Raw genomic sequence first — 12,540 nt, forward strand, 5'->3', positions numbered from 1 at the left:
TGCGCGAAGGCTGTGCAGCCCCGCCACTTCCAGGCCGCCCGGCCGCGCACCGCAAAGCGGCGCGGCGCGGCGCTGGGGCCAGCATAGATCATCGCCTTGTCCATGGCGGCGGGTATTAACACAGCAGGACGAGGTGTGAACCCTCTACTTGGCGGACGAACGGCGGCGCCTAAGCTGCGCGATCAGGTCTTTGTCGAGAGCGCCTACGATCCACGCCACGGCAAAGAACACGGCCATGCCTGTCAGCACCAGCGCGGCCAGCGACCAGATTCGTTCGATCACATTGCCGCCATAGCGATCCGCCATCAGGGGAACGAGGAACCAAAGTGCCGCGCCCATCGCCGCGCTGGCTAGGACCTGCCGTGCGATCCGGCCGCCCAGCTTGGCGGTAAAGCGGAACCACCCACGTGCCTGTAGAATCGTGTAGAGCGTCAGTACGTTCAACGTGGCGGTAAAGGCGGTCGCTGCGGCCAGTCCGACGATGCCGTAACGTGGCACGACGTAAAAATTGATCGCGATGTTGATCGCCAGCACGGCGGCAGCGACGAAGACCGGGGTCTTGGTATCCTCCCGGCTGAAGAACGCGGGCTGGAACACCTTGACCAGCACATAGGCGGGCAGGCCGATGACCAGTGCGATGACGATGTCGCCCATGATCAACCCGTCCTGACCCGTCATCTTGCCGCCGACGAAGAACGCCGTGGTAAAGGCCGGGGCACAGATCGCCAACGCAACTGCGGCGGGCAAGGTCAGCAGCGTCGCCATCTCCACAGCGTTCGTTTGCAACCGCTGCGCTTCCAGGTCGTCGCCGGTCTGGATATGGCGGGCCAGCATCGGCAGGATTGCGGTGCCCAGCGCAATGCCGACGATGCCCAGCGGCATCTGGTTCAACCGGTCGGCCAGCTTCAACAGGGTCAGCGAACCCTGCGGCAGGGTCGTGGCGAAGAACGTGTCGACGAACTGGCTGATCTGGTAAACGCCCGCGCCGAACGTGGCGGGCAGAATCAACATGCCAAGCCGCTTGATCTCTGGCGTGATCCTGGGCGTCGTGATGCGCAACCGAACCCCGGCGCGTCGCGTCGCCCACCACATATAGGCCAGCTGCACCGCCCCGGCGACCGGGATGGAAATGGCGAGTACGGTTGCGATATCGAGATCGCTGCCTCCGTGATGGCCGACCCAGTACCCCACGCCCAGTCCGGCGATCAGCACGATATTGAGTAGCACCGGCACAAAGGCCCCGGGTGCGAACTTCGAGCGGGCGTTCAAAAGCCCCGACAGCATCGCGACCAGACTGACCAGCCCCAGATAGGGAAACGTGATCTGCGCAAGCTTTACCGACAGCTCGAACTTGCCGGGCACATCCTGATAATCGCGCGCGAGCAGCCAGACGATCCCCGGCATCGCCAGCAGGCAGAGCGCGGTAAAGCCCAGCAGCACCCAGACGAAGATCGACAGCACGTCCTGCGCGAAATGGTTTGCGCCGGCCTCCCCGCCGTTTGGGCCCTGATCCCCGTCGTGCAACCGCCGCGAATACATCGGCACGAAAGCGACGGAAAACGCACCCTCGGCAAAAAGCCGCCGGAAAGTGTTGGGCAGAATGAAGGCCAGCTGAAACGCGTCAGCCGCAAGCCCCGCGCCCAGCACGCGGGCCAGCAACATGTCGCGCGCGAAGCCGAAAACGCGGCTAAGCGCCGTAAGCCCGCCGATCGTGCCGACGTTGCGGACGAGGCTCATCGTGCGCCCGCGCCGATCAGCGGCTCAACGCTCAGGCTTCGCCCGTCGGCGTCGTGCCGAAATCGGCGGCGGGGTCCTTGCCCTCTGCCTGGCGCTGCTGAAGCTGCTGAATGTAGATGCCCTGGAAATCGATGGGGTCGAGCAGCATCGGCGGGAAACCGGCATCGCGCACCGCATCGCCGATGATCCGGCGGGCGAAGGGGAACAGGATGCGCGGCGCTTCGGAATACAGGAACATGTGTCCCTGTTCCGGCGCGACATTGCGCATGCCGATCAGCCCGCAATAATCGAGGTCGACGATGTAAATCGTGCCCTGATCGCCCTTGGCGGAGACGGTGATCTTCAGCGTCACTTCGTGCACTTCGCCGTCCACCGGGGTGGCATTGATGTTGAACTGCACGTCGATGTTCGGCTGCCCCTGCCACTGATAGCTTTTGGGCGCGTTCGGGTTTTCGACCGACAGGTCCTTGATATACTGCGAAATCAGCCCGATCGCGGGCTGGTTGTCGGCACCGTTCGGCTTGGGATCGTTGTTCGCCCCGTCGGTGTTTCCGCCAAGATCGGTGATGATGTTGCCTTCGTCGGCCATGTGTCGTTTCGCCTGATTCGAATCGTGCAAGAAAATCGGGTGGTGCGTCCGCGTTTTTCCCGCCGGGAAGTGCACGCGGCCATTGCCGCCGCGCCTAGCACCGGTCGCCGCCCCTCGCAACCGCGCCTTGCGGCCCATGCACCGGTGAACGATCATCTGGAACCCGCCTGTGTGTTAGACTGTTGTCGATTTGTGTTTCCTTCCTATTTGGGGCAGGTTCACCTTTATCTGTCATAATGACTTCACACGCACGCAAACGGGACAGATCCCAGTGATAGTTGAAATCGTCATCCTCGCCATGATCGCCGCCTTTCTGGGCCTGCGCCTCTATTCGGTGCTGGGCCGGCGCGCCGAACATGAAGAAGAGACACTGATGGGGCACCTGCCCCGTGCCGCCGAACCGCGTCAGCCTGCGCAGGGGGGCGTAGAGTCCGGCCCCGCCCGCACCAACGATCCGGCAGGTGCGGCGATGGACCGTGCTCTGGCCGACGTGCCGATGGGTGCGCACCGCGCGCTGCGCGAGATTGCCGCGTCGGACCGCCGCTTTACGCCCGCTGCCTTCACCGAAGGGGCGAAGGCTGCTTATGGCATGATCCTTGAGGCGTTCTGGAAGGGCGACAAGGAAACGCTGAACGAACTATGCGACGACGACGTCTACGCCAGTTTCGCCAGTGCTATCGACGCGCGCGAGGAAGCGGGCGAAGTGGTCGAGAACCGCCTGATCCGCATTAACCAGGCAGAGATCGCCAGCGCCGACTTCGATTCGCCGATGGCCCGCATCACCGTCCGATTCGACGCCGACATCGCGGCGATGACGAAGGACAAGGACGGCAACATGATCGCCGGTTCGCTGGACGATGCAGTGGAAATCCACGATGTCTGGACCTTTAGCCGCAAGGTTACCGCGATGCGGCCCGACTGGCTGCTCGACGAAACCGACGAGGGCTGATCTTCCCATCATGACCAAGCGTCTGCTGCGCCGGATCGCGATTTTTTCCGGCGTGGCCGCATTGGCCGCTTGTGCGCCAACACCTCCGGAAGAGGCGCCCCCGCCGCCCGATGCGACCAATGCAGTCGAAGCCGGGGTCGTGGCCGGGCCTTCGGTCGCGACGCTTGGACTAAGCCGCGATGACGCAGAGGCGGCGCGCCTGTCCTTCATGGAATCTTGCCCCACGCTGCTGGCGCGCAACGACGCCAGCGGGATCGCGGCCTACTGGACGACGGTCTGCGATGCTGCGCCTGATTGGGGCGGCGATCCGGTTCGCTTTTTTACGCGGTATTTCGAAACCGCGCGGGTTGGTGATGGCGCGGCGTTCCTGACCGGGTATTTCGAGCCGCAGATTGCGGGCGTGAGGACGCGAACGGCGGGCTACGACGTGCCGGTCTATGGCATGCCGTCCGACCTGATCCGCGATCCATCGTGGACGGGTGAGGGGCGCGGACCGCTTGGCCGTCTCGACGAAACCGGAAAATTCGTGCCGTACTATGAGCGTGCCGAAATTGTTTCCGGCGCCCTTGACGGTAGCGCCCCGGTCATCGGCTGGGCCAAGGACCCGATCGACTTCTTCTTTCTGCAGATTCAGGGTTCGGGCCAGTTGATCGGGCCGGACGGACAGGTCCTGCGCATTGGCTATGCCGGGCAGAACGGGCGCGAATATGTCGCTATCGGACGGGTGCTGCGCGAACGCGGCGTCTTCGCCCCGGGTGAAGCGACGATGCAGGGGATCGTGGACTGGCTCCATGCCAATCCCGATCAGGCCGATGTGGTGATGAACGAGAACAAGTCGTGGGTGTTTTTTAACGAGCTGACCGGCGACGGGCCGCTGGGCGCGCTTGGCGTGCCGGTGCGCGCGCATGCCAGTGTCGCCGCCGATCCGCGATTTGTGCCGTTGGGCGCGCCCGTCTTTATCGATGCCGTGCATGACGTGGCCGACGGGCTGTGGATCGCGCAGGACACCGGCGGCGCGATCAAGGGCGCAAACCGGTTCGACACGTTCTGGGGCGCGGGCGAGGATGCGAAACGCATCGCGGGCGGGATGAGCAGCGACGCCACTGCCCTGATCCTGCTGCCGAAGGGAACGCTGACGCGGCTGGCCCGGTGAGGGGCCCCCAAACACCGCCACGCCCTCGCACGCCGAGAGGTCTGAGTGAGGAAGAGGCGACGCTCTGGGCCAAAGTCGCCAGCACGGTCACGCCGCTGAAAGAGCGGATGACGCGGCCTGCTCCGGTCGTGGTGAAGGCAGCACCTGTCGTTATCGCGCCGCCCAAAAAGCTGCCGAAAGGCCGCATACCGACCGCCAAACCAGCCCCGGCTCCGCCACCGCCACCTGCGCCGCCGGGCCTCGATTCGCATTGGGAGCGGCGCCTGTCGGGCCGTCAGCTTCAGCCTGATTTCACGCTCGACCTGCATGGTCATACGCTGGATCAGGCGCATCGGCGGCTGGATATGGGGCTGGCGCAGGCCAAGGCGATGGGCGCGCGGGTGGTGCTGTTGGTGACGGGCCGCCCGCGTCCGGTGGAGGCTGCGGACCGCGGCGAACGGCGCGGCGTGATCCGGGCAAAGGTGCTCGACTGGCTGGCGGCAGGCCCGCACGGGTCCGACATCGCCGCCGTGCGCAATGCGCAGCGCCGCCATGGCGGGGAAGGCGCGCTCTACCTGATTTTGCGGAGGGGGCAGCCGTGAAAGAAAAGACCGATGCCGCCCTTCGTGGCGATAGGATACGGCGACCAGGCTGGATATAACGCGACCGACGACAAAGTTCTAAAGTGCGCGCGCGCCAACGATGCCGGACTGGTGCGACAGGGCGCGATCATGGACTTAGCGGGTTAAGCAATGCAGATCCGCAACCACGACGCCGCCCGAACGGAGGTACGCAAGGGTGCTTAAATGCGCACCGACCTGCCGATCCGGGCCATGCTGTAATCAAAGCCGACGATTTGGAAGCTGCCATCGCCATGATCGCCAAGTCACCCTGCGCCGTTGCATTGGGCGTAAGCGAGGTCTGGCCGTTGATCGGACCCAACCAGACCTGAGATCGCTATGAAGACCGGGGCACCGAAAGTGATTCCCCGCGAGGCCGAACAGCCGCCGTTCCTAATTGGCGCGTAGCCAAGCGGACCGGATGGCCCGCGCCCGGCGCTTGCTGGGGCCTCGCCCAAATGGCTAGGACACACATCAAATCACGCCACCTGCGCCTCATGCGTCGCCGCGGCCTGCGCGATTTCCGCAGCCGGTTCGGTGCGGATCAAGTAGTCGAACGCCGAAAGTGCCGCCTTCGATCCTTCGCCCATTGCGATGATGATCTGTTTGTAAGGCACCGTCGTCGCATCGCCCGCCGCGAAAATGCCCGGCAGGTTGGTCGCCGCACGGTCGTCGATCTCGATCTCGCCGTGCTTCGACAAGGCGATGCCGCTGTCTTTCAACCACTCGGTATTGGGAACAAGGCCGATCTGCACGAACACGCCTTCCAGCGGGATCGTGTGCTCATCGCCGCTCTCGCGGTTCTTGTAGATCAGGCCATTCACCTTGCTGCCGTCGCCGGTAATCTCGGTCGTCTGGGCCGAGACGTGGATGTCGACGTTGGCAAAGCTCTTCAACTTGTCGACCAGCACCTGATCGGCGCGCAGCTTGCTGTCGAACTCGATCAGCGTGACGTGGCCGACGATGTTGGCAAGGTCGATCGCCGCTTCGACGCCGGAGTTTCCCCCGCCGATCACCGCAACGCGCTTGCCCTTGAACAGCGGGCCGTCGCAGTGCGGGCAATAGGCCACGCCCTTCGTCTGGTACTCAGCCTCTCCGGGCACGCCCAGCGAACGCCAGCGGGCGCCCGTCGACAGCACGATGCTGCGTGCACTCAGCGTGCCGCCGTTCTCAAACTCGACGGTGTGGTATTCGCCGGGCTTGTCCGCCGGGATCAGCTTGCTGGCACGCACCGGCTTCACGACGTCGATGTCGTATTCGCTAATATGCGCCTCCATCTGTGCCGAGAGCTTGGGACCCTCGGTGTAGATGGTGGAGATGAAGTTCTCGATCCCCATCGTGTCCAGCACCTGCCCACCGATGCGGTCGGCGGCGATGCCCGTGCGAAAGCCCTTGCGCGCCATATAGATCGACGCAGCCGATCCGGCGGGACCGCCGCCGACGACCAACGTTTCGAACGGGGCCATGCCCTGCATTTCTTCGGCCACGCGATCGGCGGCGCCGGTGTCTACCTTGGCCAGAATCTCTTCCAGACCCATGCGCCCGCTGGCCCACATTTCGCCTTCCTTGAAGACGGCGGGAACAGCCAGAACACCGCGTTCCTCGACCTCGTCCTTGAACGTGCCGCCTTCGATCAGGGTCGCGGACACGCCCTTGTTGAACAGGCTGAGCAGCGTCAGTGCCTGCACAACGTCGGGGCAGTTGTGGCAGGATAGCGAGAAATACATCTCGAAATTGTGCGTGCCGCCCAGTGCCTTCGCCTGTTCGACCAGCCTTTCGTCTACCTTTGGCGGATGCCCACCGGCCCAGAGCAGGGCGAGGACGAGCGAGGTGAATTCGTGGCCCAGCGGAAGGCCCGCGAAGGTCACGGCAACATCGTGGTCACCGGCGCGGCGGATCAGGAAGCTGGGCAGCCTCACATTATCGCCGTCGAAGCTGGCGGTGACCTTGTCCGACATGTCGGCGATCATGGTCAGCAGTTCGCGGGTCTCGTCCGATTTCTGCCCGTCACCAAGCGAGGCGACGAGTTCGATCGGCTCGCGCAGCATGCCGAGGTACTGTTGCAGCTGCTGTTTCAGGTTGGCGTCGAGCATCGGTTAACTCCGTGAAAAAAGACAAAACGGCCCGGGGCTCCGGAAAATGGTGCCCCGGGCCGCATGATGAGACGGTGCCCCTCCAAAGGTTGGGGGGAGGGTGGAGAGGCGCTCCGGCTCTTTAGATCTTGCCGACAAGATCCAGCGACGGGGCAAGGGTATCGCTACCTTCTTCCCACTTCGCCGGGCAGACCTGGCCGGGGTTGTTGCGCACGTACTGCGCGGCCTTGATCTTGCGGACGAGTTCGACGGCATTCCGGCCGACGCCTTCGCAGGTGATTTCCATGATCTGGATCACGCCATCGGGATCGACGACGAAGGTTGCGCGATCGGCCAGGCCCATTTCCTCACGCAGCACGCCGAAGTTCTTCGAAACGGTGTGCAGCTGGTCGCCCAGCATCGGGAACTTGATCTTTGCGATCTTTTCCGAGGTGTCGTGCCATGCCTTGTGGCTGAAGTGGGTGTCAGTCGACACGCCGTAAACCTCGACGCCCATGCCCTTCAGCGTTTCGTACTGGTCGGCCATGTCTTCCAGCTCGGTCGGGCACACGAAAGTGAAGTCCGCCGGGTAGAAGAAGAACACGGACCACTTGCCGGAAAGGTCGGCGTCCGAAACGTCGAAAAAGTCCTGACCGGCCTGAAAGGCGGTGGCGGTGAACGGCTGAATTTTGCTGCCGATGATACCCATGCGAATCTGTCTCCTAAAACAGGCGTTGTGTTTGCCTGCTCCAGATAGGGGATGGATCGCACGATTGAAGCGCAATGTTGCGATGGCGAAGATCGAGAAAACCGATCAATCGCGGAAAAATCAGAAGATTTTCTCGATTAGCCGCCGCATTGGGCGCGGTGCAGCATGAAATGATCGGCCAATATCAGCGCCATCATCGCCTCGACCACCGGAACGCCGCGAATGCCGACGCAGGGATCGTGGCGGCCCTTGGTGACGATTTCGCCCGCCTCGCCTTCGCGCGTGACGGTGGGGACGGGGATCAGGATCGAGCTGGTCGGCTTGAACGCCACGCGCACACGCACCGGCTGACCGGTGGAGATGCCGCCCGCAATGCCGCCTGCGTGGTTCGCCTCGAAATCGGGGCCGTTCGCGCCGGGGCGCATCGGATCTGCGTTTTGCTCGCCGCGCAGGGTGGCGGCTTCGAACCCGTCGCCGATCTCAACGCCCTTGACCGCGTTGATGCCCATCATTCCGGCGGCAAGGTCTGCGTCGAGCTTGGCATAGATCGGCGCACCCCAACCGGCGGGAACCCCGGTTGCTTCGCACGTGACGACTGCGCCGAGCGAGGAGCCATCCTTGCGCGCCTTGTCGACAAGCGATTCCCAGCGGGCTGCGGCCTGTGCGTCGGGGCAGAAGAACGGGTTTTGGCCGATCTGCTCGGCGTCGAAGTTCGCTTCGTCGATGACATCGCCGCCGATGGCGCTGACCCACCCGCGGATCGACACGCTGGGCACGATCAGCCTTGCGACCGCGCCCGCCGCGACGCGTGCTGCAGTTTCGCGGGCCGAACTTCGTCCGCCGCCACGATAATCGCGGAAACCGTACTTGGCGTCATAGGCATAGTCGGCGTGGCCGGGGCGATAGCTTTTCGCGACCTCTGAATAGTCTTTGGACCGCTGATCGGTATTCTCGATCATCAGGCTGATCGGCGTGCCCGTGGTCTTGCCTTCGAAAACGCCGGACAGGATGCGGACCTCGTCGGGCTCGCGCCGCTGCGTGGTAAAGCGGCTGGTGCCCGGTTTGCGCGCGTCAAGAAACGGCTGGATGTCGGTTTCGGTCAGGGCGATTCCCGGTGGGCACCCGTCAACCACCGCGCCCAGCGCGGGGCCGTGGCTTTCACCCCATGTCGTGAACCGGAGTGCCCGGCCAAAGGTATTGAAACTCATGTCGCAGCCTTTCGCGCGCCTCTTTGGCGGATTGCGGGCAAATGTCCAGTTGCTAGAGAGGTGTCCATCCCAACCCAAGACAATCGGATGGCCAAGGCATGAGCGTGACCCTGTACGGAATTCCCAACTGCGACTCCGTGAAGAAAGCGCGCAAATGGTTGGAGGCAGAGGGCATCGACTATGCCTTCCACGACTACAAGAAACAGGACGTGCCAGAAGCAAACCTGCGCCGGTGGGTCGAGACCAAGGGCTGGGAACTCCTGCTCAACCGGCGAGGCACGACGTTCCGCAAGCTGGACGAGTCGGACAAGGCCGACATCGACGCGGAGAAGGCGATTGCGCTGATGCTGGCGCACCCGTCCATGATCAAGCGCCCGGTGGTGGAGCATGGCGGCGGCTTGCTGGTCGGCTTTGACGCTGCCGAATGGGCGATCGCGTTACAATAAACGACAAAGCTTCTCTTGCGAACGATTCTCAGTTTCTTATCTTGCGGTAATATGAACATGATCGAAGGCACCGCCCGCCCCGCTATTTCCGAACCCAAGCATCCCGCTCCGCAGAGGTACACCGTCCTCGGCAAGCAGAGGATCACGCCGAACATGATGCGCGTGACACTAGGCGGAGATGGAATGGCGACGCTGCGGCCTGATGCGGAGGGTGGCTATTTCAAGCTGCGCTTTGCGGGCGATGGCGAAAAACCGGCGGTGCGGTCGTACACGATCCGGCACCAGCGCGCGGATTCGGTCGATGTCGATTTCGTTGTTCACGGTGAGGGCGGCCATGCCGGACCCGCCGTTGAGTGGGCGCTGTCCGTCGAAGTCGGCTTCACGATAGAGGCGGGCGGACCCGGTCCCGCCAAGCAGTTGCGGCCCGATATGGATCGTTATCTGATCGCGGGCGATATGACCGCTCTGCCCGCGATTGGCGTGAACCTCGCCGCTCTGACCGCCAAGGCCAAGGGACTGGCTGTGATCGAAGTCCAGTCCGAAGATGACAAGCAAGACCTGATCCATCCGGCAGGCGTAGAGGTGCGCTGGCTGGTCAATCCCGAACCCGGTACGCAGCCGGACCTACTCGCCGATGCTTTGCGCGATGGCGGATGGTCTGACGGCACGACATATGGCTGGGCCGCAGCGGAGTTCGGTTCGATGCAAGGCCTGCGCGCATATCTGCGCGACGAGCGCGGGTTGGATCGCGATCACCTCTATATCTCCAGCTATTGGAAATATGGTGAGGACGATGCCGGGCATCGCGCCGCCAAGCAGGTCGACGGGGCGCTGGCCGGGTAACTTTATCCTTTCCTCTGATGCACTTGCTGCCTAGGGTTTGGGCAAGGATCATGTAGGGGAGCTTACTCATGAAATTTTTTGCCGCTGCCGTTTCGGCGCTCACACTCGCCGTTTTTGCTCCGCCCGCGCTGGCGCAGGACGCAGGCGATGCCGCGCGGTTGGAAGCGGCGGAAGCCACGGTCGACTACGTGTTCCCAAAAGGCACGTACGAACGCATGATGCGCGGCACGATGGAGCAGATGACCGGGCAGATGATGGACGCCATGGTCGACATGCCGATGCGCGACATTGTCGGTCAGATGGGCGTTCCGAAGGAGGATCTGGACAAGCTGGGCAAGGGTACCTTGCGAGAGATGATGGCGATCCTCGACCCCGCTTTCATGGAACGGATGCAACTGACCAACGGGGTCATCATGAACGGCATGGTCGACGTGATGACCACGATGGAACCCGCGATGCGCGAGGGGCTGGCAGAGGCCTATGCCGATCGCTTTAGCGCCGCGGAATTGAACGAGTTGACCGCGTTCTTCGCCACGCCCACAGGCGGCAAGTATGCCGCGAATTCAATGATGATCTTCATGGACCCGAAGATGATGGCGAAGATGCAGGAGTCGATGCCCAGGATCATGGAGGCCATGCCCGCCCTGATCGGCAAGGCGCAGGAAGCGACCGCACACCTGCCCAAACCGCGCAAGCCAGAGGACCTGTCCGAAGCCGAGCGCAAGCAGTTGATGGACCTGGCCGGCGCAGACTGAGCCCGCAGACCCCTAGCGCAGGTCGAACTTCCAGTTCTGTACCATGTGCCGAGGGTGCAATTTCGCGTTCAGGCAGGTGAGGTGGCAGTAGATGCCCTGTTCGCCGAACAGTCCATTGCGGTCGGTGTAATCGCGAAAGCCGAGGTAGAACATGTTGTCCTCGGTCATGCCCTCGTCGCAAAAGACGCAGGGCATGATCGGGCCAGCCTGTTGCTCAACCTCTTCCTTCGTGGGCCGGTCCCAGCTCATGTCCGGGTTCAGCCGGTCGACCAGCGCGGTGATCGCCTTGCCGAACGCCTCGCTGCCTTCTTCGTCCTCTGCCCATAGGTCGAGCAGTTCGGACCTACTCATCACGCGCGATACGGCGTTGCGGGCCATCTCGATCAGCGGGCCTGACGGTTCTGCGCCCGCCAGCAATTCCTGCAATTCTTCGGGCACATCCTCTGCCACGCGGCCCATCATCGTCGCGACCGCTTCGGCGGCGGCGATCACGCGGCTGGCGTCGTCCGCCTCCAGATCGGTCTTGCCGTCATATTCCGGCAATCCGGTAAAGACGGCCTCGACATCGCCGACGCTCTCAACCTCGTCGGCCCAGTCCAGCGCCGTGTCATTTTCAAAACTACCTGCGCCCCATGCGCCCATGATGCCGATCCCCCAATCATTATGTCCGCGAATGGATTAGCGTGCCATGGTTACCGCCGGGTTGCCGTGACGATATAGTTGAGCTTCCTATCGTCGGAGAGGTGCAGGCCCTTCACCGGCGAGAACCCGATTCCGCGCGGCGTGCCCATCACCAGCCCCGCATCGGCCAGCAGTTCGCCCAGTTCTTCCGGCGTGACGAAATCGTCCCAGTCGTGCGTGCCGCGCGGCACCTGGCCAAGCCGTTCCGCTGCCTCGACCAGCAGCAGCTTCGACGCACCCGTCCGGTTCGGCGTGGACAGCACCATCAGGCCCCCGTGGGCCAACCGATCCGCCAAAGCCGCGACAAAAGCAGGCTTGTCGGCCACGTGCTCGATCACTTCCATCGCGGTGACGAGGTCGAACGGCGCGGCATCCAGCCCCGCCAGTTCCCCGGCGTGATAGGTCACGTCCAATCCCATCCCCGCCGCGTGCGCCCGCGCCACCTCGATAGACTCGTTTGCGGCATCGACGCCGGTCACCTCCGCGCCCAGCCTTGCCAAAGGTTCGCACAACAGCCCGGCACCGCACCCGACATCGAGCACGCGCTTGCCCGTCAACGGCGTCAGCCCCGCAACATCGCTGCCCCAGTGGGTATCCAGCGCATCGCGGATAAAAGTCAGCCGCACGGGGTTCAGCCGGTGGAGCATGGCCGACGACCCCTTGGGGTTCCACCAGTCCGCCGCGTGGGCCGCAAAGTGGGCGGCCTCTTCAGGCCGGATCGTCGCGCCGGTTCCGGTTGCACGTGTTACAGTTGCGTTGCTCATGCCCATTCCCTAACAGCGCGCCCACATCGATTCCA

At 63.5% G+C, this 12,540-nt stretch carries 13 protein-coding genes; 6 read left to right on the plus strand and 7 right to left on the minus strand.

Annotated features, from left to right (window positions below; translation table 11 throughout):
- Window positions 1-144 precede the first annotated feature (144 nt).
- The gene (gene murJ, locus AB433_RS02085) at window positions 145-1,737 is read right to left on the minus strand and encodes a murein biosynthesis integral membrane protein MurJ (protein WP_047819728.1); all 1,593 of its coding nucleotides are present in this window, start codon (window positions 1,735-1,737) and stop codon (window positions 145-147) included.
- A gap of 31 nt (window positions 1,738-1,768) precedes the next feature.
- Window positions 1,769-2,326, minus strand: coding sequence for a protein-export chaperone SecB (secB, locus tag AB433_RS02090; RefSeq protein ID WP_047823094.1), 558 nt, complete (start codon window positions 2,324-2,326; stop codon window positions 1,769-1,771).
- Window positions 2,327-2,597: 271 nt separating this feature from the next.
- Here secB and AB433_RS02095 point away from each other — a divergent pair, with 271 nt between their 5' ends.
- From AB433_RS02095 to AB433_RS02105, 3 genes are read left to right on the plus strand one after another with little or no spacing between them, the layout of a single operon-like run.
- Complete coding sequence (locus AB433_RS02095) at window positions 2,598-3,275, plus strand: Tim44/TimA family putative adaptor protein (RefSeq protein ID WP_047819729.1); 678 nt, start codon at window positions 2,598-2,600, stop codon at window positions 3,273-3,275.
- A 10-nt stretch (window positions 3,276-3,285) separates the two neighbouring features.
- Window positions 3,286-4,428 (plus strand): murein transglycosylase A, encoded by a 1,143-nt coding sequence (mltA, locus tag AB433_RS02100; RefSeq protein ID WP_053058935.1) that lies wholly within the window; start codon window positions 3,286-3,288, stop codon window positions 4,426-4,428.
- Window positions 4,425-5,009 (plus strand): Smr/MutS family protein, encoded by a 585-nt coding sequence (locus AB433_RS02105; protein WP_047819730.1) that lies wholly within the window; start codon window positions 4,425-4,427, stop codon window positions 5,007-5,009. Before mltA ends, AB433_RS02105 begins: the two co-directional genes overlap by 4 nt.
- Window positions 5,010-5,506: 497 nt before the next feature.
- On the opposite strand, the gene ahpF is transcribed toward AB433_RS02105, so the two are convergent.
- From ahpF to aroC, 3 genes are all read right to left on the minus strand, one after another.
- Complete coding sequence (gene ahpF, locus AB433_RS02115) at window positions 5,507-7,120, minus strand: alkyl hydroperoxide reductase subunit F (RefSeq protein WP_047819731.1); 1,614 nt, start codon at window positions 7,118-7,120, stop codon at window positions 5,507-5,509.
- A gap of 121 nt (window positions 7,121-7,241) precedes the next feature.
- Window positions 7,242-7,808: an alkyl hydroperoxide reductase subunit C gene (ahpC, locus tag AB433_RS02120; RefSeq protein ID WP_047819732.1), complete on the minus strand. Its 567-nt coding sequence runs from the start codon at window positions 7,806-7,808 to the stop codon at window positions 7,242-7,244.
- A 137-nt stretch (window positions 7,809-7,945) separates the two neighbouring features.
- Window positions 7,946-9,016: a chorismate synthase gene (gene aroC / locus AB433_RS02125; RefSeq protein WP_047819733.1), complete on the minus strand. Its 1,071-nt coding sequence runs from the start codon at window positions 9,014-9,016 to the stop codon at window positions 7,946-7,948.
- A gap of 98 nt (window positions 9,017-9,114) precedes the next feature.
- Between aroC and AB433_RS02130 the strand changes: the two genes are divergently transcribed.
- The 3 genes from AB433_RS02130 to AB433_RS02140 all read left to right on the plus strand — a co-directional run bounded on the left by AB433_RS02130 (window position 9,115) and on the right by AB433_RS02140 (window position 11,060).
- Window positions 9,115-9,462, plus strand: a complete 348-nt coding sequence (locus AB433_RS02130; RefSeq protein ID WP_047819734.1) for an ArsC family reductase — start codon at window positions 9,115-9,117, stop codon at window positions 9,460-9,462.
- Between the two features lie 51 nt (window positions 9,463-9,513).
- Window positions 9,514-10,305: a siderophore-interacting protein gene (locus tag AB433_RS02135; protein ID WP_245626558.1), complete on the plus strand. Its 792-nt coding sequence runs from the start codon at window positions 9,514-9,516 to the stop codon at window positions 10,303-10,305.
- A gap of 68 nt (window positions 10,306-10,373) precedes the next feature.
- On the plus strand, window positions 10,374-11,060 hold the full coding sequence (locus AB433_RS02140; protein WP_047819735.1) for a DUF2059 domain-containing protein: 687 nt from the start codon (window positions 10,374-10,376) through the stop codon (window positions 11,058-11,060).
- A gap of 12 nt (window positions 11,061-11,072) precedes the next feature.
- Here the strand turns inward: AB433_RS02140 and AB433_RS19285 are convergent, their stop codons facing one another.
- The gene (locus AB433_RS19285; protein ID WP_053058936.1) at window positions 11,073-11,702 is read right to left on the minus strand and encodes a DUF4259 domain-containing protein; all 630 of its coding nucleotides are present in this window, start codon (window positions 11,700-11,702) and stop codon (window positions 11,073-11,075) included.
- A 50-nt stretch (window positions 11,703-11,752) separates the two neighbouring features.
- Window positions 11,753-12,505 carry a bifunctional 2-polyprenyl-6-hydroxyphenol methylase/3-demethylubiquinol 3-O-methyltransferase UbiG gene (gene ubiG / locus AB433_RS02150; RefSeq protein ID WP_047823103.1) on the minus strand — a complete coding sequence of 251 codons (753 nt, stop codon included), beginning with the start codon at window positions 12,503-12,505 and terminating at the stop codon, window positions 11,753-11,755.
- Between the last annotated feature and the right edge of the window lie 35 nt (window positions 12,506-12,540).

The organism is Croceicoccus naphthovorans, assembly GCF_001028705.1.
Lineage (GTDB): Bacteria > Pseudomonadota > Alphaproteobacteria > Sphingomonadales > Sphingomonadaceae > Croceicoccus > Croceicoccus naphthovorans.